This is a genomic window from Curtobacterium sp. 314Chir4.1, from assembly GCF_900215175.1.
GTDB classification, from domain to species: Bacteria; Actinomycetota; Actinomycetes; order Actinomycetales; family Microbacteriaceae; genus Curtobacterium; species Curtobacterium pusillum_A.
This window is the reverse complement of the sequence record NZ_OCMI01000003.1, coordinates 295,260-316,739: the sequence shown is the minus strand read 5'-3', so window position 1 is coordinate 316,739 and position 21,480 is coordinate 295,260. Positions and strand designations below refer to the sequence as shown.

18 protein-coding genes are annotated in these 21,480 nt (G+C 72.0%); 13 read left to right on the top strand and 5 right to left on the bottom strand.

The window, feature by feature from the left end:
- Positions 1-50 precede the first annotated feature (50 nt).
- From CRP27_RS10470 to CRP27_RS10455, 4 genes are read left to right on the top strand one after another with little or no spacing between them, the layout of a single operon-like run.
- On the top strand, positions 51-1,454 hold the full coding sequence (locus tag CRP27_RS10470) for a PspC domain-containing protein (RefSeq protein WP_176505554.1): 1,404 nt from the start codon (positions 51-53) through the stop codon (positions 1,452-1,454).
- Positions 1,455-1,465: 11 nt separating this feature from the next.
- Positions 1,466-1,765: a hypothetical protein gene (locus CRP27_RS10465; RefSeq protein WP_097180613.1), complete on the top strand. Its 300-nt coding sequence runs from the start codon at positions 1,466-1,468 to the stop codon at positions 1,763-1,765.
- A 20-nt stretch (positions 1,766-1,785) separates the two neighbouring features.
- Positions 1,786-3,771, top strand: a complete 1,986-nt coding sequence (locus CRP27_RS10460; RefSeq protein ID WP_097180612.1) for an APC family permease — start codon at positions 1,786-1,788, stop codon at positions 3,769-3,771.
- Entirely contained in the window at positions 3,768-4,760 is a 993-nt protein-coding gene (locus tag CRP27_RS10455) for an EamA family transporter (RefSeq protein WP_097180611.1), read from the top strand. Before CRP27_RS10460 ends, CRP27_RS10455 begins: the two co-directional genes overlap by 4 nt.
- Here CRP27_RS10455 and CRP27_RS10450 read toward each other — a convergent pair.
- Complete coding sequence (locus CRP27_RS10450) at positions 4,747-6,429, bottom strand: long-chain-fatty-acid--CoA ligase (RefSeq protein WP_097180610.1); 1,683 nt, start codon at positions 6,427-6,429, stop codon at positions 4,747-4,749. The genes CRP27_RS10455 and CRP27_RS10450 overlap by 14 nt on opposite strands.
- 94 nt (positions 6,430-6,523) lie before the next feature.
- Between CRP27_RS10450 and CRP27_RS10445 the strand changes: the two genes are divergently transcribed.
- On the top strand, positions 6,524-7,456 hold the full coding sequence (locus CRP27_RS10445) for an oxygenase MpaB family protein (protein ID WP_097180609.1): 933 nt from the start codon (positions 6,524-6,526) through the stop codon (positions 7,454-7,456).
- 117 nt (positions 7,457-7,573) lie between these two features.
- On the opposite strand, the gene CRP27_RS10440 is transcribed toward CRP27_RS10445, so the two are convergent.
- The 4 genes from CRP27_RS10440 to CRP27_RS10425 all read right to left on the bottom strand — a co-directional run bounded on the left by CRP27_RS10440 (position 7,574) and on the right by CRP27_RS10425 (position 11,627).
- On the bottom strand, positions 7,574-8,500 hold the full coding sequence (locus tag CRP27_RS10440) for an aldo/keto reductase (RefSeq protein ID WP_255257578.1): 927 nt from the start codon (positions 8,498-8,500) through the stop codon (positions 7,574-7,576).
- A 137-nt stretch (positions 8,501-8,637) separates the two neighbouring features.
- Entirely contained in the window at positions 8,638-9,204 is a 567-nt protein-coding gene (locus tag CRP27_RS10435) for a TIGR03086 family metal-binding protein (protein ID WP_097180607.1), read from the bottom strand.
- Between the two features lie 789 nt (positions 9,205-9,993).
- Positions 9,994-10,554 (bottom strand): YceI family protein, encoded by a 561-nt coding sequence (locus CRP27_RS10430; RefSeq protein ID WP_097180606.1) that lies wholly within the window; start codon positions 10,552-10,554, stop codon positions 9,994-9,996.
- Positions 10,555-10,682: 128 nt separating this feature from the next.
- Positions 10,683-11,627, bottom strand: coding sequence for a hypothetical protein (locus CRP27_RS10425; RefSeq protein ID WP_097180605.1), 945 nt, complete (start codon positions 11,625-11,627; stop codon positions 10,683-10,685).
- A gap of 440 nt (positions 11,628-12,067) precedes the next feature.
- Here CRP27_RS10425 and CRP27_RS10420 point away from each other — a divergent pair, with 440 nt between their 5' ends.
- From CRP27_RS10420 to CRP27_RS10385, 8 genes are all read left to right on the top strand, one after another.
- Positions 12,068-13,072, top strand: a complete 1,005-nt coding sequence (locus CRP27_RS10420) for an aldo/keto reductase family protein (protein WP_079238504.1) — start codon at positions 12,068-12,070, stop codon at positions 13,070-13,072.
- Positions 13,073-13,248: 176 nt separating this feature from the next.
- Entirely contained in the window at positions 13,249-13,773 is a 525-nt protein-coding gene (locus CRP27_RS10415; protein WP_097180604.1) for a GtrA family protein, read from the top strand.
- Positions 13,770-15,296, top strand: coding sequence for a glycosyltransferase (locus CRP27_RS10410; protein ID WP_176505553.1), 1,527 nt, complete (start codon positions 13,770-13,772; stop codon positions 15,294-15,296). Before CRP27_RS10415 ends, CRP27_RS10410 begins: the two co-directional genes overlap by 4 nt.
- A complete protein-coding gene (locus CRP27_RS10405) occupies positions 15,293-17,281 on the top strand; it encodes a glycosyltransferase family 39 protein (RefSeq protein ID WP_097180603.1) in 1,989 nt (662 codons plus the stop codon). Before CRP27_RS10410 ends, CRP27_RS10405 begins: the two co-directional genes overlap by 4 nt.
- A gap of 440 nt (positions 17,282-17,721) precedes the next feature.
- The gene (locus CRP27_RS10400; protein WP_141399741.1) at positions 17,722-18,573 is read left to right on the top strand and encodes a DUF4397 domain-containing protein; all 852 of its coding nucleotides are present in this window, start codon (positions 17,722-17,724) and stop codon (positions 18,571-18,573) included.
- 96 nt (positions 18,574-18,669) lie between these two features.
- Entirely contained in the window at positions 18,670-19,821 is a 1,152-nt protein-coding gene (locus CRP27_RS10395; RefSeq protein ID WP_097180601.1) for a glycosyl hydrolase family 8, read from the top strand.
- 131 nt (positions 19,822-19,952) lie between these two features.
- Complete coding sequence (locus CRP27_RS10390; protein ID WP_217990726.1) at positions 19,953-20,573, top strand: class F sortase; 621 nt, start codon at positions 19,953-19,955, stop codon at positions 20,571-20,573.
- Positions 20,574-20,618: 45 nt separating this feature from the next.
- Positions 20,619-21,413 carry a polyprenol monophosphomannose synthase gene (locus CRP27_RS10385; protein ID WP_217990725.1) on the top strand — a complete coding sequence of 265 codons (795 nt, stop codon included), beginning with the start codon at positions 20,619-20,621 and terminating at the stop codon, positions 21,411-21,413.
- Positions 21,414-21,480 lie beyond the last annotated feature (67 nt).

Here is a 21,480-nt window from a genome sequence, read left to right as displayed (position 1 = left end):
AGGGTGAACCCCGATGGTGCCGGTCGTCCGCTGCCACGATGCTGGTGGCCATGACACAACAGGACACCGGCGGCCCCGCGTCGGCGACACGGTTCTTCGACTGGATCCGGGGCATCCACGTCACCCGTTCCGACGACCGCTGGCTCGCCGGCGTGTGCGGCGCCGTCGCCGACCGGACTGGTCTCGACCCGCTCGTCGTCCGGGGTGTCGCGATCGTCGTGGCGCTCCTCGGTGGGCCGGTGTTCCTCGCCTACGCGGCGGGGTGGGCGCTGCTGCCGGACTCGTCCGGACGGATCCACGTCGAGCGGATGATCCGCGGCGTGCTCGACCCGGCGCTCGTCGCCATCGGTGTCCTCGTCGTGCTGACCTTCGTGCCGGCCGTCCAGGGCATCTGGTGGCGGGGCGTCCCGGTGGCGTGGGGGATGCCCGGCTGGCTCTCCGCCACGCTCGGGACCGCGTGGACGATCGCCCTCGTGGGCTGCGCGGTGTGGCTCGTGGTGGTCCTGGCGCGCCGGGGCTCGCAGCCTTCCGGCACCGACGGGGCCGACGCCGCCGACGCCGGGGCGCGACGCGACTTCTGGACGAGTGCCGACGAGCCCGCGCCGATGCCGGGCCGTGCGTCGGCGGGCGCGACCGCGGGGGGAGGAACCGACCCCTCCGGGAGCGCGACGTCCGCGACGGACGCGGGGCGTGCCTCCTGGCAGTGGGCCGCCCCGACCAGTGCCGCGGACCGTCACCGTCAGCACGTCGACCGGATGCGCGCCGAGCGTGAGCGCGCCGCGGAACGCCGCGCGGAGCGGGCGGAGCGGCTCCCCGGTGCGGCCTTCGTCGCGGTGAGCGTCGGGCTCGCGCTCGTCGCCGGTGCCGGCGTCGCGGTCTGGGCGCAGCAGGCCGACCTGCCGGTCCCGGTGCTCGGGATCGCGGCCGCCGTCGCGGTGCTCGCGGTGGCGACCATCGTGGCGGGCATCCGTGGGCGGGAGAGCGGCGGACTGGGTCTGTTCGCGACCATCGGGGTCGTCGCGCTCGTGGTCACGGGTGTGCTGCCCGGCGGGACGCAGGTCTCGGTCATCGGCGGGACGACGTGGCGGGTGGACGACGTCGGGCAGGGCGCCGAGCGGAACTACGCGATGGTGGTCGGCGGACCCACGCTCGACCTGCGCGGGCTCGGCGAGTCCGACGGCGGCGGGACGGTGAACCTCTGGCTCGGTGCCGGGGGAGCCGAGGTGCTGCTGCCGACCGAGGCGCCCGTCCGTGTGCAGGTGAGCGGCGTCGGGTACGGGGTCGACCTCCACCCGGACGACGACGCGGACGACAGCCTCGGCGGCGTGCTCGGCACGACGACCGTGGAGAACCGGGCAGCGCGGACCGCGGACGCTGCGGACATCACGACCGTGCACGTGTGGGTCGTCGGCGGTGGCGTCGACGTCCCGCGCGGCCTGGCCGTCGACCAGTGAGGAACGAGACGATGACGAACGACGAGACCACCCCCGTCGACCAGACCACCCCGGTCGACCAGACCACCCCGGTCGACCAGACCACCCCGGTCGAGCAGACCACCCCGGCGCCGCGCCCGCGTCGCACCCCGCGCTTCGGCACGGTCTTCTGGGGCGTCGTCCTCCTGGTCTTCGCCGCGGCGATGGCCGTGACCGCCCTGCCGTGGTTCGACGTCGACCCGACGACGCTCCTGCTCGGCGCCTGCCTGGCGGCCGGGGTCCTGCTCGTGGTGGCCGGTGTCGCCGCGGTGATCGCGAGACCACGGCGCTGAGACGGCCTACGATCGTCTCCGTGACCGCGACTGACTCCGAGCGGGCCGCGGAACGCGACGCGACCGAGCCGTCCCCCGACCGCTCCACCCGGGTGCGCCGGTGGATGCTGCAGGGATCCGACCAGGGCGCCTCGCACCAGGGGCCGCACCAGGTCGAGGTCGAGAAGACCCACTCGTGGTGGCGGGTGATGTGCCTGACCGGCGTGGACTACTTCTCGACGCTCGGCTACCAGCCCGCGATCGCCGCCCTGGCCGCCGGGCTCCTCTCGCCGATCGCGACGATCGTCCTCGTGCTCGTGACGCTCTTCGGCGCGCTGCCCGTCTACCGCCGGGTGGCCCAGGACAGCTTCCGGGGCGCCGGGTCGATCATGATGCTCGAGAAGCTCCTGCCCTGGTGGGCCGGCAAGCTCTTCGTGCTCGTGCTGCTCGGGTTCGCCGTGACCGACTTCATGATCACGATGACCCTGTCGGCGGCGGACGCCACGGCGCACATCGCCGAGAACCCGTACACGCCGCACTGGTTCACCGAGATCCCGGTGCCGCTCACCCTGGCGCTGCTCCTCCTGCTCGGCATCGTGTTCCTCCGCGGCTTCAAGGAGGCGATCGGCATCGCGGTCGCGCTCGTCGGGGTGTTCCTCGCCCTCAACGCGATCGTCGTCGTGGTGGCCCTGTGGCACGTGTTCGAGCACCCGATGGTGGCGAGCGACTGGTGGAGCGGCCTCACGGCGCAGCACAGCAACCCGCTCGTGATGATCGGCATCGCCCTCGTCGTGTTCCCGAAGCTCGCGCTCGGCCTGTCCGGGTTCGAGACCGGGGTCGCGGTCATGCCGCAGGTGCGCGGTGACGCGTCGGACGACACGAGCTCCCGACCGGAGGGCCGGATCCGCGGCACGAAGCGGCTGCTCACGGTCGCCGCCGTCATCATGAGCTCGTTCCTCATCACCTCGTCGATCGTGACGACGTTCCTCATCCCGCAGCACGAGTTCCAACCCGGCGGTGGGGCGAACGGCCGAGCGCTGGCGTACCTCGCGCACCAGTACCTCGGTGGCGTGTTCGGCTCGGTCTACGACTTCTCGACCGTCGCGATCCTGTGGTTCGCCGGCGCGAGCGCGATGGCGGGTCTGCTCAACCTCGTGCCCCGCTTCCTGCCCCGCTACGGCATGGCACCGCAGTGGGCGCGGGCGACCCGACCGCTCGTCATCATCTTCACGCTCATCGCCTTCGTCATCACCATCGTCTTCCAGGCGAACGTCGACGCGCAGGGCGGTGCCTACGCCACCGGCGTGCTCGTCCTCATCACGAGCGCCGCCGTCGCGGTGACCCTGTCGGCACGGCGCAAGCAGCAGAAGAAGCGCACCATCGGCTTCGGGATCGTCACGGTCGTGTTCGTCTACACGACCGTCGCGAACGTCATCGAGCGGCCCGACGGCGTCCGCATCGCCGCGATCTTCATCGTCGCGATCGTCGTCGTCTCGCTGGTCTCCCGTGTCCGCCGGTCGTTCGAGCTCCGGGCGTCGTCGATCGAGCTGGACGCCACCGCACGGCAGTTCATCGAGGCCGACGCCGACCAGTTCAGCTCCGTCTGCATCATCGCCAACGAGCCGGGTGCCGGCACCGCCGAGGCGTACCGGTCGAAGGGCCGAGAGGAACGCCGCGACTCCGGCATCCCCGCCCGCGTGCCGACGATGTTCCTTGAGGTGCTGCCCGCCGACTCCTCGGACTTCGAGGAGGACCTCGTGGTCGAGGGACACGTGATCCACGGCCACCGCGTGCTCAAGGTCCGCTCCGGGAACGTGCCGAACACCATCGCGTCGACCCTCCTGGCGATCCGGGACATCGCCGGCGTGGTCCCGAGCATCTACTTCGAGTGGAACGAGGGCAGCCCGATCCGCAACGCGATCCGCTTCGTGTTCACCGGTGTCGGCGACGTCGCCCCCGTCACCCGTGAGGTCCTCCGCGAAGCCGAGCCCGACGTGAACCGCCGACCGAGCGTCCACGTGTCGTGACGGGCGGGGCGGACGCGAGTCGTGCCTCCAGGCCGGTCGGCGGGATCGCGGCGGTCGTCGTCGCCGCTGCCGTCTGGGGGACCACCGGGACCGCGACGCACTTCGCGCCGGGCGTGCCGGCCTTCGTCTTCGGCGCGGTGACCTTCGGGCTCGGCGGCATCGTGCTCGCCCTCGGAGCCGGTCGCGGCAGCCTCCGTGCGGTCGCCGACCCGGCGACCCGGCGCTGGGTCCTGCTCGGCGCGACCTCGCTCGTCGTGTACGCGGTCGCGTTCTACGCGGCCCTCGCCGACGCGGGCGTCGCGCTGGGCACGACCGTGGCCATCGGGTCGTCCCCGGTGTTCGCGGGACTCGTCGAGTGGGCGACGGACGGGAGGCGCGTCACGCGCAGGTGGGTCGTCGCCACCCTGGTGAGCGTGGTCGGCATGGTCGTCGTGACGCTCGCGCGGTCGGAGGGGTCCGGGGCGGCCGACTCCGGGCTGGACGCCTCGCTCCTGCTCGGGCTGGGCAGCGCGTTGCTCGCCGGTCTGACGTACGCGTCGTACTCGTGGGCCGTCGCGCGCGGCATGCACGCGGTGTCCGGTCCGGTCGCGCTGCCGGGTGGGGCGTCCGTGGCCGATCGTGCGTCCCTGCCGGGTGAGCGCGGGCTCGTGGGCGCGGTGTTCGGACTCGCGGCGGTCCCGCTCGTGGTCCTCGCCGCCGTGGGCGGGCAAGCCTCGCTCGGGGTGGCGTCGAACTGGCCGGTGTTCGTGTACCTGGCGCTCGTGCCGACGGTGCTCGGGCACTCGCTGTACGCGGTCGGGCTGCGGTCCGTGAGCGCCTCGGTGGCGACGCTGCTCTCGTTGTTCGAGCCCGTCGTGGCCGCGGTCCTCGCCGTGCTGGTCGTGGGCGAGCACCTCGGTGCCGGCGGGTGGGTCGGCATCGGGCTGGTGGTGGTCGGACTCGCGGTGCTGGCCGTGCCGTCACGGCCGGGGAGGGCTAGTCGCCGATGATCTGGTCGCGCACCTTCCGCCGCAGCACCTTGCCGATCATCGAGCGGGGCAGGTCCTGCACCACGACGACCCGGCGCGGCACCTTGTAGGCCGCCAGGTGGTCCCGCGACCAGGCCCGGAGCGCGTCCGCGTCGAAGGTCGCCGGGTCCTTCGGCACCACGGCGGCGACGACCTGCTCGTTGCCGGCCTGGGTGATGCCGACGACCGCGACCTCCTTGACGCTGGGGTGCTTGAGGAGGGCGTCCTCGACCTCCGACGGGGAGACGTTGAAGCCGCCCGTGATGATGAGCTCCTTGAGGCGGTCGACGATCCGGACGTACCCGTCGGCGCCGATCGCCACGACGTCACCGGTGCGGAACCACCCGTCGGACGTGAAGACCTCGTCGGTCGCCTCGGCCTTGCCCCAGTACCCGCGGAACACCTGGGGGCCGCGGACCTGGAGCTCGCCGGGCTCGTCGGTGCCGAGCACCTTCGTCGGGTCGTCCGGGTCGGCCACCCGCGCCTCGGTGCTGGACAGCGGCAGCCCGATCGACCCGAGCCGGCGGTCGGGGGAGACCGGGTTCGCCATCAGGACGGGGGAGCACTCGGACAGCCCGTAGCCCTCGACGAGGTAGCCGCCGGTGCGGGCCTCCCACGGTTCGACGACGTCGGCCGACAGCGGCATGGCGCCGGAGATGCCGATCTCGATGCCCGCGAGCGAGACCTTCGCCGAGTCCGCCGCGTGCTGCAGCCGGGCGTAGATCGGGGGCACGGCCGGCAGGAACGTCGGCGGGTGCTTCTTCATCGCCGCGAGGACGAGCGCGGGGTCGAACGCCGGGAAGAGCACCAGGCGCGAGGCCATGCTCATCGCGAAGGTCAGGCACAGCGTCAGGCCGTAGGCGTGGAACATCGGGAGGACCGCGTACACGACGTTGTCGCCGCGGCGGATCTGCGGCACCCACGCCCGGGCCTGGGCCGCGTTCGCGATCAGGTTCCGGTGCGTCAGCACGGCGCCCTTCGGGACACCCGTCGTGCCGGACGTGTACTGGATGAGCGCGGTGTCATCGGTCGTCGGCCGCGGGTGCCGCTTCGACAGCTTCCGGGTGGACACGAGGTCGTCCCACTTCGTCGTCCCGCGGACCTTGGTGGTCAGCTTGGCACGGGACTCACGGGCCTTCGCGACCGGCAGGGACAGCGCGATCCGGGTGCCGCGGGGCATCGCCCGGGTGAGGTCCACCGAGACGATCGCGTCGAGCTTCACGTCGGCGGGGAAGTCCTGCAGCGTCGCGACGGACTTGTCCCACGCGATCGCGACCTTCGCGCCGTGGTCCTCGAACTGGTGGCGGAGCTCCCGCGGCGTGTACAGCGGGTTGTGCTCGACCACGATCGCCCCGAGCCGGAGCACCGCGTAGAACGCGACGATGTGCTGCGGGCAGTTCGGCAGGACGATCGCCACCCGGTCACCGGCCGAGACGCCGAGCTTGCGGAGCCCGTTCGCGGCACGGCTGATCTGCTCCTGCAGCTCCGCGTAGGTCGTCGTGCGCTTGAAGAACTCCAGCGCGACCTGCTTCGGGAAGCGCCTGGCGGACTCCTCCACGATGTCGGAGAGGGAACCCGTGGGCTCCTCGATGTCGTGCGGGACCCCCGGGGCGTACGAGGCAAGCCAGGGACGAGGCGTGTCGATGCTCACGCGACCCAACCTAGCGGGCCACCCGGACAGCCGCTGGGAGGTGTGCCGGCCCGACGCCGAGCGCGCTGTCAGGGGCAGGACGGACGATGGCCGCATGCCGTCCGTCGCCGATGCCTTCCGCTCCCGTCTCAACGACACGTTCACCGGGGGCGCCACGGAGCGCCCGGCCTGGATCGACGAGCTCGAACAGGGCACCGACGCCGGCTACTTCGGACCCGGCTCCGCCACCTGGTCGGTGCACGGCGGTCGGCAGACGATCCTCGCCGGGGTCCGCGCGCTCCTCGTCCAGGCGTTGCACCCCGGGGCGCTCGCGGGCGTCGCCGACCACTCCCGCTACCGCGAGGACCCGTTCGGACGCCTCGCCGGCACGGTCCGGTGGATCTACACGGTGTCGCACGGGGACACCGCTGCCGCCGACGGCGCGAGTGCCTGGGTGCGGAAGCTGCACGAGCGGGTCCGCGGGGAGTACGTCGACGGCCACGGAGTGACGAAGCCGTACGCCGCGAACGACCCGGACCTCGCCAGGTGGGTGCACCTCGCCTTCACCGACGCGTTCCTCCGCAGCGCACAGCTCTGGGGTGAACCCATCCCGGGAGGCGCCGACGCCTACGTCCGGGAGTGGGCGATCGCGGGACGGCTCATGGGCGTGGCGGACGCGCCGGAGTCGGACGCCGAGCTCCGCGAGCAGATGAACGGGTACCTCGACCGCGGCGAACTCGCCGTGACCGCCCGCACGCTCGACGTCGTCCGCTTCATCAAGGACCCGCCCCTCGCGTACATGCTGCGGCCCGGGTACCGCGCGCTCTTCGGTGGCGCGGTCGCCTCGCTCGACCCCCGGCACCGCTCGATGCTGCGGCTGCGGACGCCGGCCGTGGGGCCGGTCGAGTTCCCCGTGAAGCGGACCGCCGGGCTCGTGCTGGACGGCATCGGTGCCGTGCTCGGTCACCAACCCGGGACGGAGCGCGCGGCGCTCGTCCGGATCGCGCGGCTGGACAGCGCGCGCGGGGCTCCGGAAGCAACCGTCTGACAGCCTGGAGGCGCGGTGCCAGCTGGCACCGTCCCTCCAGGCTCGGCCGTCACCCCGCTGGCGCGGTGCGCCGGTACCGGCTGGTGGGGCCCACCTCCGGGCCGTCTGGTGGGTGCGTCAGAAACCGGACGGCACCCGGGGCGTGTACGCGGACTCGAGTCGCGTCACCTCGTCGTCCGTGAGCTCGATCGTGGTGGCGGTCACCGCGTCGTCGATGTGGTGCTCCTTCGTCGCGCCGACGATCGGGGCGCTCACCGCGGGCTGCCGCATCACCCACGCCAGGGCGATCTGGGCCATGCTCGCGTCGTGGGCCTCGGCGACCTGCTGCACCGCGTCGACGATCGCGCGGTTGGCGTCCTCGTCCTGCCGGTAGAGCGTCTTGCCGAACTCGTCGGTGTCCGCCCGGCTCCCGGAACCCTGCGCGTCCCAGGGGCGCGTGAGCTTGCCGCGGGCGAGGGGGCTCCACGGGATCACGCCGACGCCGGTGTGCGCGCAGAAGGGGTGCATCTCGCGCTCCTCCTCGCGTTCGAGGAGGTTGTACTGGTCCTGCATGCTCACGAACCGCGTCCAGCCGTGCAGCTCAGCGACGTGCTGCATCTCGGCGAACTGCCACGCCCACATGCTGCTCGCGCCGATGTAGCGGGCCTTGCCGGCCTTGACGACGTCGTGCAGGGCCTCCATCGTCTCCTCGACCGGCGTGAGCGGGTCGAAACGGTGGATCTGGTACAGGTCGACGTAGTCCGTGCCGAGCCGGGTCAGCGACGCGTCGATCTCGTGCATGATCGCGGCGCGGGACAGCCCGGCGCCGTTCCGTCCGGGGCGCATCCGGTTGAAGACCTTCGTGAAGACCTGCACCTCCTCGCGCGGGGCGAGCTCCTCGAGGAGGGTGCCGGTGATCTCCTCGGAGCTGCCGGCCGAGTACACGTTGGCGGTGTCGAACGTGGTGATGCCGGCCTCGAAGGCGCGGCGGACGAAGGGGCGGGCCTCGTCGATACCGACGCTCCAGGGGTGGGCGCCGCGGTCGGGATCGCCGTAGGACATCATGCCGAGGACGACGCTGCTGATCTCGAGGCCGGTGGCGCCGAGGCGGGTGGTCGCGGGTGCCGGTGTCTGCGCCGGACCGCTTGTCTTCGTCTGTGTCGTCGTCGGCCTGCTCGCCGAGCGGGCGGTTTCGGTCGTGCTCATGCACTCACCCTGGCATCGCGGCCTGTGACGGCGAGGAGGCGGACCTGGAGCGGGGCGTCCTCGCCGACCTCGACCGGGGGCGCGTAGAGGCCGGTGGCCGCGAGGTCCTCGATCTGCGGCTCGAAGTACTCCCACACGGCGCGGACGAGCTCGTCCGGCAGGGACTCGTCGGACCCGGTCGCTCGGGCGAGGTCCCAGGTGTGGATCGTGATGTCGCTCGTCTGCTCCGTGAGGTACTCACCGGCGGGCACGACGTCCGTGCTGAGGTGCACCGGGACGTCAGCGGGCGTGTTCCGCCAGGCTTCGGTCGCTGCCGTGGCGAACTTCGCCCACTCGGCGGCGAGGTCGTCGCCGATCGACTCGAGGTCCGCTTCGGCCTGGGCGTAGTCGCACCCCGTGAGGAGCTTCGGGATCCAGCGCTGCTCGTCGACGACGTGCTGCACGAGGTCGCGGGTGGTCCACTCGGAGTCGGGAGTGGAGGCGTCCCAGTCCGTCACGGCGGCGACGCGGCGGCCGAACTCGGCTGCCGCGAGGGCCTGCAACGCGATCCAGTCGGTGGCCATGGTGGTGCTCCTGTTCGTGGGGTGCTTCGTGCGCGTGTTCGGTTTCGGGGTGGTGCTGGCTGTGGCTCTGGCTCTGGCTCGTTCGGTGTCGGGGTGTTGTCCGGCGCGCGAACGGGCCTTTCCTGCAACCGTCCGCCGGCGGTCTCGATTCCCCGAGCCGCCGAGCGGGCGAAATGCACGGAACTGTCCTCACGCTACTGCTCACGCGGGGTGCCGAGCGGGCGAAATACCGCCTCGTCTGTCGGGAGTCTCGACGCGTTCCGCCCGCTCGCGCTTGGTCGGGGCGCATGCTGTGCCTGGCGCGGTCATGCCGGCGTCGGCTCGGGCTCGGGCTCGGTCACGGGAGCTTCGTCGGCGCGAGCGGGCGAAGTACGCAGTGGACAAGCGGGATCGGCTACCGATTCCGCCCGCTCGCCCGCGCGCCCGGTTGGTCGTTCGGTCGGGCGTCTACCGCCCGAGTGCGTCCGCGACATCGCGGGAGGCCGGGCGCCGAGCGGGTCAATCCGTGTGCGTTCGCGCCTGAAGGCGTGCGTGTTTCGCCCGCTCGCGCGCGGCGAAGCCGCCCCCGCTCGCGCGCGGCGAGGCCGCCCCACGCTCGCGCGAGGCCGCCCCCGCCCGCCCCCGCCCCCGAACGTGCACACGAGCGCCCGGGCGCGCTGGACACGGCGAACGGCCCGGCTCCTGGGGAGGAGCCGGGCCGTTCGTCTCGGGTGCTGCAGGGTGCTGCGGTTCGGTGCCCTCAGGTCACGCGCATCGCACGGACCCGGGGCTTGCGGAGTCCGTCGGGCGTCAGGCTGCCTGGAGGACGAACTGGACGTCGAGGTTGATCGTGACGTCGTTGCCGAGCGTGAAGCCGCCGGCCTCGAGCGCTGCGTTCCAGTTCACGCCGAACTCGGTGCGGTCGATCTTCGTCGTCGCCTCGGCGCCGAACTTGACCTGGCCGTAACCGTCGGTCGTGAAGCCGCCGAGCTCGGCCTTGAGGACGACCGGCTTGGTGACGCCGCGCAGGGTGAGCTCGCCGGCGATGTGCAGGTCGTCACCCTTGGCCTCGATGCCCGTCGAGCGGAACGTGAGCTGCGGGTGCTCCTCGGTGAGGAAGAAGTCGCTCGTCTTGAGGTGCTGGTCGCGCTGCTCCTGGCCGGTGTTGATCGACGCGACGTCGATGTTCGCCTCGACGGTCGACTCGAGCGGGTTCTCGGCGGTGACGACGGTCGCGTCGAACGTCTCGAACTTGCCCTTGACCTTGCTGATGGCGAGGTGGCGGACCGAGAAGGTGACCTCGGAGTGCGTCGGGTCGATCTTCCAGGTGCCGGTCTGGTAGCCGGGGATGGTGGTGGCGGTGAGCGTCATGGTGACTCCTTCGAAGCTGTGGTCTGCGTTCCCGAGCAGGCGTCGGACGGAACCCCAGTTCCATGCGCCTGCATCGAAGCTGATGCTAGCCCATTGTGCACCCGTTTGGTTGAAGCGTCAACCAATGTTCATCTCGATGTCGCGAGACGACGTCTCGGACGCGTGTCGTGCCTCCCGGTCGACACCCCGTCGATCAGGCGACGGACCCGCGAGACGAAGACCTCGACGTCCGCGCCGACGTCGTCGGCGGTTGCGCGGACGAGCCACCATTCGACGTCCTTCAGGTGTTCGCCGCGCGTGAGGTCCTTGCGGAACGTGCGGTCGTCCGTGCGGTGCAGGTCGCTCTCGTACTCGATCGCCACCCGGGCTGCCGGGTAGGCGAGATCGACGCATGCTACCCAGCGGCCGTCGACGACGACGTCGTGGTTCAGCTCGGGCTGGGGGAGGCCCCGCCGCGTCAGCGCCAAGCGGAGGCGCGTCTCTCCCGGCGAGCGCGAGCCCGGGCGGATCTCCTCGAGCGCTGCGCGGACCCGGCGGATGCCCCGCGCGCCGCGGTACCGACGGGCCGCTGCGACGAGTTCATCCCGATCGCACCAGCCGAGCCACCCGACGAGTGCGTCGCCGACCACGATCAACTCGTCGCGGCTGAGGAGCGTCGCCAGGGCGATGAACGTGTCCGCCGGGTGGGTGAGTGCTGCCGTCCCCGAGTGGACGACTCGGACGCGCCCGCGACGCGCGCGATGTCCGACCGTCCCACGCACCCGGATCGCCTGGTCGGTCCCGAGGGTCGTCACGTGGATACGGGGGTCGCGTTCGAGTCGACGCGGGAGCGGGATGCCGAGGATCGCCGCAGCCGTGGTGTGGCTGAACACCTGGTCGGGGCGCAGGCGGGGGAGGACTGCTCGTGCGCGTTGTTCGTGGGTGGTCGGGCGCGTCCACGCACGGATGCCGTGGAACGGGCGCAGGAGTGCACGGGTCCGGAGGCGGCCGGCGCTGACGCCGCGATGGAGGGCCTCCCGGACGCGGAACGGGCGGCCCCGGAGGGCCATCGGGAACGTCGCCTCGAGCTGCATGGGGACAGCGTTGCGGGGATGGCCGCCGGTCGGGGCACCCACGGGTCGATCTGTGGACGAAGCCGAGCGGAGCGGGATTGTGGAGGAACGGCCCGGCCTGGAGGCGCGGCGCGAGCGGGCGGAAAGCGTCCGGCTTCGGGGTGGTGGCGTGGGTATTCCGCCCGCTCGCGGTCAGGACGGCGGCCCGGCGGCCCGGCCGCCCGGCGGCCCGGCAAGGACGGGCCGGCAAGGACGGGCCGACAAGGACGGCCCGGCCTGGAGGCGCGGCGCGAGCGGGCGGAAAGCATCCGGCTTCGGGGCGGTCGCGTGGGGATACCGCCCGCTCGCGGTCCTCGGCTAGCCAGGAACGCCTCGGCCGCCCCCGGGCCCCACGCCGCGCGCCCGCGGCAGGTACTCGCACGGCCCCTCTGGGCGTCCGGAAGACCGGTAGCGTCGACACCATGGAATTCAGGTACCTGGGCAACTCCGGACTCAAGATCTCCGAGATCACCTACGGCAACTGGCTGACGCACGGCTCGCAGGTCGAGAACGACGTCGCCACCCAGTGCGTGCGGGCAGCGCTCGACGCCGGCATCACCACGTTCGACACCGCCGACACGTACGCCAACACCAAGGCCGAGACGGTCCTCGGCGAAGCACTCAAGGGCGAGCGTCGTCAGTCGCTGGAGATCTTCACGAAGGTCTACTGGCCGACCGGCCCGAAGGGCCACAACGACACCGGCCTCAGCCGGAAGCACATCATGGAGTCGATCGACGGGTCGCTCGAGCGGCTCCAGACGGACTACGTCGATCTCTACCAGGCGCACCGCTACGACCACGAGACCCCCCTCGAGGAGACGATGCAGGCCTTCGCCGACGTCGTCCGTCAGGGCAAGGCGCTCTACATCGGCGTCAGCGAGTGGAACGCCGAGCAGATCCGTGCGGGCGCCGCCCTCGCGAAGGAGCTCGGCTTCCAGCTCATCTCGAACCAGCCCCAGTACTCGATGCTGTGGCGGGTCATCGAGGGTGAGGTCGTCCCGGCCTCGAAGCAGCTCGGCCTGTCGCAGATCGTCTGGTCGCCCATCGCGCAGGGCGTGCTCACCGGCAAGTACAAGCCGGGTCAGCCGCTCCCCGAGGGCTCGCGCGCCACGGACGAGAAGGGCGGCGCCGACATGATCAAGCGGTTCATGCGCGACGAGGTCCTCGAGGCCGTCCAGCGCCTCCAGCCCGTCGCCGACCAGGCCGGGCTCACGCTCGCCCAGCTCGCGATCGCGTGGACGCTCCAGAACGAGAACGTCGCGAGCGCGATCGTCGGCGCCTCGCGTCCGGAGCAGGTCACCGACAACGTCAAGGCCGCCGGCGTCACGCTCGACGCCGACGCGCTCGCCGCGATCGACGCGGCCCTGGGGGACATCCCGGAACGCGACGCGTCGAAGACGGTCAGCCCGGCGTCGCGCCCCGCGTAAGCGCGACCAGCCCCGGACTGGAGGCGCGGTGCCAGCTGGCACCGCGCCTCCAGTCCGTCGTGGGGTCGCGTCCACCGCGACCCGCATGTGAACAGCACGTGTCGCGAAACTGGCAGAGGCATCCGTAAGCCTGTACCCCACCCAAACCACCCCGAGAAGCCCCCCGAATCGGGGGCATGACCCGAACCGATACCCCCGTTGTGGTGCCGTCCGCCACCGGTGCGGTGCCCGTCCCACCGCGCGCGACCCTCGCGCGGCTGGTGACCCTCGCCCGCCAGCTCGTGTCCTTCGGCAGCATCGGCGCCGTCTGCTTCGTCATCGACCTCGGCGTCTACAACCTCCTCCGCGCGACCGTGATGCCCGACGGGCCCATCGCCGCGAAGATCGTCTCCGCCGTCGTGTCCACCGCCGTCGCCTGGGTCGGCAACCGGTTCATCACGTTCCGCGCCGAACGCCAGACCGGTCGGCGAGAGACGCTCCGCGAGGGACTCCTCTTCGCGGCCACGAACCTCATCGGTCTCGGCATCGCCGCAGCCTGCCTGTTCGTCTCGCACTACGTCCTCGGCTTCACCTCCACCCTCGCCGACAACGTCGCCGGCAACGGGGTGGGCCTCGTGCTCGGCACCGCGTTCCGGTTCGCCGCGTACAAGGCCCTCGTCTTCCGTTCCACCGACGCTCACGCGAAGGAGCTCGCCGAATGACCATCTCCGCCACGCTGCTGACGGCCGCCGGGCCGCTGCTCCAGCCCAACGAGGGGACCGCTCCGTCCGGCGTCCCGAACCGGGGCACGACCGACGTCCCGACGGGAGGCTCGGGTCAGGTCTCGCAGGGCGCCTGGTCGCTGGGCGAGTGGATCGGGTACTCGACCCTCGTCGCCGTCTCCGTGCTGCTCACGATCATCGCGCTCACCACCCTCTGGTGGATGCTGCACGCCTGGCGGTCGCGCGACGCGCTGAAGTCGACGAGCTTCAGCCAGAGCCCACGCCCGGCAGCGCACCGCTTCACGCTGCTCGTGCCCGGCCGCCACGAGCAGGACGTCATGGGCGAGACGCTCGACATGCTCGCGAAGCAGGACCACCCCGACTTCGAGATCATCGCGATCGTCGGCGAGGACGACCCCGAGACGGACGCCGTCGTGCGTGCCGCCGCGGCCCGTCACCCTTCGCTGATCCGCGTCGTGGTGGACGACACGGCGCCGAAGAACAAGCCGAAGGCGATGAACCTCGCGCTGCAGTACGCCACTGGAGACATCGTCGGCGTGTTCGACGCCGAGGACGAGGTCTACCCGCGCCTGCTGTCCCTGGTGGACTCGCGCTTCCAGGAGACCGACGCCGACGTGGTGCAGGGCGGCGTGCAGCTCATGAACTTCAAGTCGAGCTGGTGGTCGCTCCGCAACGTGCTCGAGTACTACTTCTGGTTCCGCTCGCGCCTGCACTTCCACGCCGGCTCGAAGTTCATCCCGCTCGGCGGCAACACCGTCTTCGTCACCCGCTCGCGGCTCGAGTGGTCCAACGGGTGGGACGCGCACTGCCTCGCCGAGGACTGCGAACTCGGCGTCCGGCTCTCCGCCGACGGCGCCAAGGTCGTCGTCGCGTACAGCCCCGAGGCCGTCACCCGCGAGGAGACCCCGCCCACCTTCGCCTCCCTGCTCAAGCAGCGGACCCGGTGGAACCAGGGCTTCCTGCAGGTGCTCGGCAAGGGGGAGTGGAAGAAGCTGCCGAGTTTCCGACAGCGGTTCTTCGCGCGCTACATGCTGACGATGCCGTTCATCCAGGCGGCCACCGGCCTCCTCATCCCGCTGAGCGTCGTGATCATCCTGTTCGTCAAGGTGCCGACGGCGATCGCCCTCGTCTCCTTCGTGCCGCTCGCGCCGACGCTGATGCTGCTCGCGGTCGAGGTCGTGGGGCTCAACGAGTTCGGCCGGATCTACGGCGAACGCGTGCGGGTCCGCGACTACGTGAAGCTCGTGCTCGGTCTCGTGCCGTACCAGGTGTTCCTCGCCGCTGCCGCGGTCCGCGCCGTCGTCCGGCACGCCAAGGGGCAGAACGGGTGGGAGAAGACGGAGCACACCGGGCAGCACCGGACGGCTGGCCAGCCGGCCGAGGTCGTCGGGTTCGCGAACGCCGTCACGACGCGTGGGTCGGATTCGCCCGATCGCTCGGATGACCGTCAGCTCGCCGGTTCGACCGCCGGAGCTGCTTCGACCACTGGAGGGACCCGATGACCGCCAGCATCACCAACACGACGGGCATCCCGATCCGCGGTGCCGTCGCGGGCCAGCGCTCCGGCGTCGGCGCCTGGTTCCGCAGGCACGCCGCGAGCCTCGGCTGGCTGCTGCCCGTCCTCGCCGTCACGGTCGTCGTCCAGGCGTGGAACATGTCCGGCACGCCGCAGCGCATCGACGACGAGGGCACGTACACCGCGCAGGCGTGGGCGATCGCACACCTCGGCGAGATCACGCACTACACGTACTGGTACGACCACCCGCCGCTCGGCTGGATCCAGATCGCCGGGTACACCTCGCTGACCGGGGCGTTCGCGCGCTACCCGTTCGCCGTCGAGGCCGGGCGCGAGACGATGGTCTTCTTCGCTGCCGTGTCGAGCATCCTGCTGTTCGTCCTCGCCCGCCGTCTCGGAACCGGCCGGGCAACAGCGGCCGCCGCAGGCCTCGTGTTCGCCCTGTCGCCGCTCGCGCTGCAGTACCACCGCACCGTGTACATCGACAACGTCGCGACGCCGTGGCTCCTCGCCGCGTTCGTCCTCGTGCTGAGCCGACGCCAGCAGCTCGCCGGGTTCGCCGGGGCCGCAGCCTGCCTCGGGATCGCCGTGCTCTCGAAGGAGACGTACCTGCTCGCGCTGCCGTTCCTCATCTGGATCGCGGTGCGCCGGGCCGACAAGAGCACCCGCCGGTACACCCTGAGCGTCGCCGGAGCCGTGCTCGCCGTGATCGGGGGCGGCTACCTGCTGCTCGCCGCGGTGAAGGGGGAGCTCCTGCCGGGGACCGGTCGGGTCAGCCTGTTGGAGGGCATCACCTACCAGCTCGGGTCCCGCGCGGCGTCGGGGTCGGTGTTCGACTCCGGGAGTCTCGCGAACGAGGCCGCGTCCCAGTGGTGGGCACTCGACCCCGTGTTCATCGTGCTCGGGTCCGTGGCCGCCGTCGTCGGGCTCTTCCTGCGCCGGGTCCGCCCGATCGCCGCGATGCTCGTCTTCCTGCTGCTCATGATGTTCCGCCCGAACGGGTACCTGCCCGTGCCGTACGTCATCATGCTCATCCCGTTCGCGGCGCTGCTCGTGGCGTACACCGCCGAGCGAGCCGTGCTGGCCGTCGCCGGTCGCACCCGGACCCGCACGCGCCTCGGCGGCGCCACCCGGCGTGGTCTCGGCATCACCTGGCTGGCGGTCACCACCGCGGCGCTCGTCGTGGCGGTCCCGCTCTGGGGCGGCCAGCTGCGCGGGTTCGTGCTCGGCAACCTCGACCTGCCGATGCAGCAGGCCGAGGAGTGGGTCGGCGACAACGTACCGAAGTCCTCCCGGCTGCTCGTCGACGACGCCATGTGGGTCGACCTCGTGCAGGACGGCTTCGCGCGGAACAACGTCGTCTGGTACTACAAGCTCGACACCGACGCCGCGGTCGAACGCCAGTCGCCGAACGGGTGGAAGGACTCGGACTACGTCATCACGACGGACTCCATGCGGACCGGCGGCAACTCGTCGTCCGACATCCGGCAGGCGATCGAGAACTCGACGTCCGTCGCCGCGTTCGGCACCGGGAACCAGCGGGTCGACGTCCGTCGGATCCACTCCGAGGGCACGACCGCCGCGCAGGCCGCGATCACCCGCGCGACCGACCTGCGCAAGACGATGGGCACCGAGCTGGCCGCCAACCCGGCACTCCGAGCGGACGACGGGACGAAGTCGCAGTTCCGTGCCGGCCAGGTCGACTCGCGGGCGATGATCGCGCTCGGCCAGGTGCTCGCCGACCGGGCGATCCGTGTCGACCGGTTCACGCCGCTCGAGGGGGAGACCGGGCAGCCGTTCCGCCGGGTGGTCCTCGACGCGTCCGACGCCTCGGCTGCCGCACGGGTCGCCGCCACGCTCGACGCGATGTCCGACGCCTTCCGCCCCGCCTCGGTGGAGCGCGACGGCTCGGAGCTCACCGTGACGTACACGCCCGCCGACCCCACCTCGACGCCGACGAGCGCCACGTGACCGCCCCCGGCCGCGAGCGGGCGGAACACGCGGGGTCCCGCCCCGGGGCCGGACCGGAAAGGCCCGCTCGCGTGGAGGTTCGCGTGGACGTGGACGTTCGCGCGGACGGCGTCGCGAGTCAGGGGCCCGCCCCCGGCCGCGAGCGGGCGAAACATGCAGGGTCCGGCCCGGGATCCGGACCGGAAAGGCCCGCTCGCGTGGAGGCTCGCGTGGACGGGGTCGTGAGTCGGGGGAGCGCGTCCGGCGAGCGGGCGGAACACGCGGGGTCCCGGCCCGGAACCGGACCGGAAACGCCCGCTCGCGACACGAGCGAGACGAACGACACGGACGACACGAACGACACGAACGACACGAACGACACGAACGAGCAGACCGAGCAGACCGACAACGCCGAGACCACGCAGCACCAGACCCGAACCACGACCAGAAGGAGCACCACCATGCCCACACCTCGTCGCACCCACACCCGCACCCTCGCAGTCGGAGCCCTCGCCGCGACCCTCGTGGCCGCCGCCGTCGGCCTCGCCCCGCAAGCAGCAACCGCAGCCAGCGCCACCACCGCCGCCACTCCCGCGGCCACCACGGGTGACGAGGGCTGGCTCCGCGTCGGCCACCTCTCCCCGGACACGAAGGGCGTCGACGTCGAACTGTCGAGCCTGTCCGGCGGCAAGAAGGTGTTCGAGCTCGACGACGTCACCTACGGCCAGGTCAGCCCGTACCAGGAGCTCCCGGTCGGCACCTACGTCCTCTCGATGCGCGCCGCGAACGCCCCCGACTCGACGCCCGTGATCTCCACCGACGTCACGGTCGACAAGGGCGACGCGAGCACCGTCGTCGCCTACGGCAAGAACGACTCCCTGAAGACGACGGCCTTCACGGACGACCTGCAGCAGCCGGGCGACGGCAAGGCGAAGCTCCGGCTCGTCCAGGCCGCGACGACCGCGAAGAAGGTCGACGTGAGCACCTCCGAGGGCACCGCCGTCGCCGAGGGCGCCGCGTTCGGCACCGCCACGAAGTACGCCACCGTCGACGCCGGCAAGTGGACGCTCGACGTCTCCGGCAGTGGGCAGCAGGGAACCGCCAAGGTCGACCTTGCCGGCAACACGGTCTCGACGCTGTTCGTGCTCGACGACAGCAAGGGCGACCTCACGGTCGTCCCGGTCACGGACGCCGCGGCCACGGCCTCGACACCGTCCGGCGGCGTGCAGACCGGCGGTGGCGGCGCAGCCGCCGACCCGACCACGCAGGCAGTCCACGCGGCCATCGCGACCCTCCGTTCGCTGTTCCGCTGACGCACCGTCCTGGAGGCACGGATCACCGCAGCCGATCCGCTCACGTGATCCGCGCCTCCAGTCCGACCCCCGCACCCACTCAGGAAGGCAGGCCGCATGACCCGCAGGACCTGGATCCCCGTGACCGCCGCAGCCGCGCTGGTCGTCGCCGTCGGCATCGCGCTCGTCGCGGTGCGCCCGTGGGGCGACCCCACGCCGCAGGCCGGAGGTGCGTCGACCCCGACGTCCTCCGCGGCACCGGACGCGGCGCGCTCACCGGAGCAGCTCCGGACGGACTTCCTCGACCGGTACGTCCGCGACGGCCGCGTCGTCCGCACCGACCAGGGCGGCGACACCGTCAGCGAGGGGCAGGCCTACGGGTTGCTCATCGCCTACGCGAACGGTGACCGGAAGACCTTCGGCGAGATCTGGTCGTGGACGAAGCGGCACCTGCTGACCGACGACGACCTGCTCGCCTGGCGGTGGACCCCCGACGAGGGCGTCGCCGACGGGCAGTCCGCGAGCGACGCCGACCTCGACGCCGCACGGGCCCTCGTGCTCGCCGGCTCGGAGTGGGGCGAGTCGCGGTACACGGCGGCGGGGAAGACCATGGCGTCCGCGATCCTCGAGCACGAGACCGCGACGACCGACCTCGGCACGATCCTGCTCCCGGGGCCGTGGGCCGACTCGGAGCCGTACCGCTACGACGCCTCGTACGCGTCGCCCGCGGCGTTCGCGGTCCTCGCGAAGGCGACGGGCGACGACCGCTGGACGGCGCTGTCGGCGGGGTCCCGTGCGGTCACCGCGGCGGTGCTCGACGAGTCCGACCTGCCGAGTGACTGGTCACAGGTGCACGCCGACGGCAGCGTCGACCCGATGCCGGCGACCGGCGGCGACGGACGCGTGCTGTACGGCTACGACGCGATGCGGATGCCGCTCCGGTACGCCGAGGGGTGTGCGGCGGCGGACCGGTCCCTCGCGGGGTCGATCGCGCCGACGCTCCGGCGGAGCACGCAGCTCGCCGCGCAGCTCGACCTGGGCGGGACGGCCGTGACCGGCGACACGAGCGCCCTGGCGTACGCGGCCCGGGCCGCGGCGGAGCAGGCGGCGGGGCAGTCCTCCGCGGCGACCGCCGACCTCCGTCGGGCGGACCGGACGGCCGCGACCACGCCGACGTACTACGGGGACGCATGGGCGGCGCTCGGCGCGACCATGCTGACCTCGGACGTCCTCGGCGGATGCGGGACCTCGGCAGGAGGGGCGTCGTGACCGGCCGACGCCGCGCGGCAGGGGGTCGCGGGGCCGAGTCTCGGGGTGAGCGACAGGTCTCGCGGGCCCGAGGCCGAGCGACGTCGCCACGGCCGAGTCTCGGGCCGTGGGCCCGGCGGCGCGGAGTCGTCGTGGGCGCGGTCGTCGCGGCGGTGGTCGTCGTGGGCGGGGTCGCGGGCGTGGCTGTTGCGACGACCAACGACGCGCCGCGGACCGCGGGCACCACGAGCTCGCCGTCCGCGACGGCGTCCGGGCGGAACTCCGCCGCGGGGTTCCAGGACCCGGCGGCGCCCGCCGACCGCTCCGACGCGACCCCGGTCAGCGTGACCATCCCGGCCATCGGGGTGTCGTCCTCCCTCGAGGACCTCCACCGCGGTGCCGCCGGCGAACTCGACCCGCCGAAGGACTGGGACAGCGCCGGCTGGTTCAGCGACGGCATCGTCCCCGGCCAGGTCGGCCCAGCCGTCATCGCCGGGCACGTCGACAGCCCCACCGCCGCGGCCGTGTTCTTCCGGCTCGACGAACTGGTCGCCGGCGACGAGGTCCACGTCGCCATGTCCGACGGCACCACCCGGACCTTCACGGTCGACCGATCGGAGCGCGCGGCGAAGTCCGCGTTCCCGACGAGCGACGTCTACGGCACCGCACCCACGCCACAGCTGCGGCTCATCACCTGCGACGGCACGTTCGACACGGCCACAGGGCACTACACGGACAATCTGATCGTGTTCGCAGACCTCTCGTCGGGTTGACGCAGCACCCGACCGATACCTTCGATGTCAAGCGCAAGGAGCATCATGAGCACGACCCTGGTCATCATCCCGACCTACGACGAGGCGGAGAACGTCCGACCCATCGTCGCGCGCACGCTGGCCGCGACCGACGACACCGTGCACGTGCTCGTCGTGGACGACAACTCCCCGGACGGCACCGGCGACATCGCCGACGCGATCGCCCGCGAGACCGACCGGGTCCACGTGATGCACCGAACCGTGAAGGACGGCCTCGGCGGGGCGTACCTCGCCGGGTTCGCCTGGGGACTCGAGCACGGCTACGACAAGCTCGTCGAGATGGACGCGGACGGCTCGCACCACCCCGAGTACCTGCCGTGGATGATCGAGCTCGCCGACACGAACGACCTCGTCCTCGGATCCCGCTGGATCAAGCACGGCAAGGTCGAGAACTGGCCGTGGTACCGCGAGGCGCTCTCCCGCGGCGGCAACCTCTACACACGGCTCGCCCTCGGCATCGCCGTGCGGGACGCGACGGGCGGCTTCCGGGTGTTCACCTCCCGGGCGTTCGAGCGCATCGACCTCGCCGGCGTCGCGTCGAAGGGGTACTGCTTCCAGGTGGACCTCTGCTGGCGCGCCCTCGAGGCCGGCCTGCGCGTCGTCGAGACGCCCATCACCTTCACCGAGCGCGAGTTCGGCGTCTCGAAGATGAGCGGCAACATCGTCCGCGAGAGCCTCACGCTCGTCACGAAGTGGGGCATCGACCGGCGGCTGCGCGAAGCGCGCTCCCTGGTCAAGGACCACCGTCGGCTGCCGTCCGTGCGGGCGAACGCGCACGCGGTCGCCGACCACGCGGCCTGACGGCCGGAACGGACGGACTGGAGGCGCGGTGCCAGCTGGCACCGCGCCTCCAGTCCGTGGTCGCGGC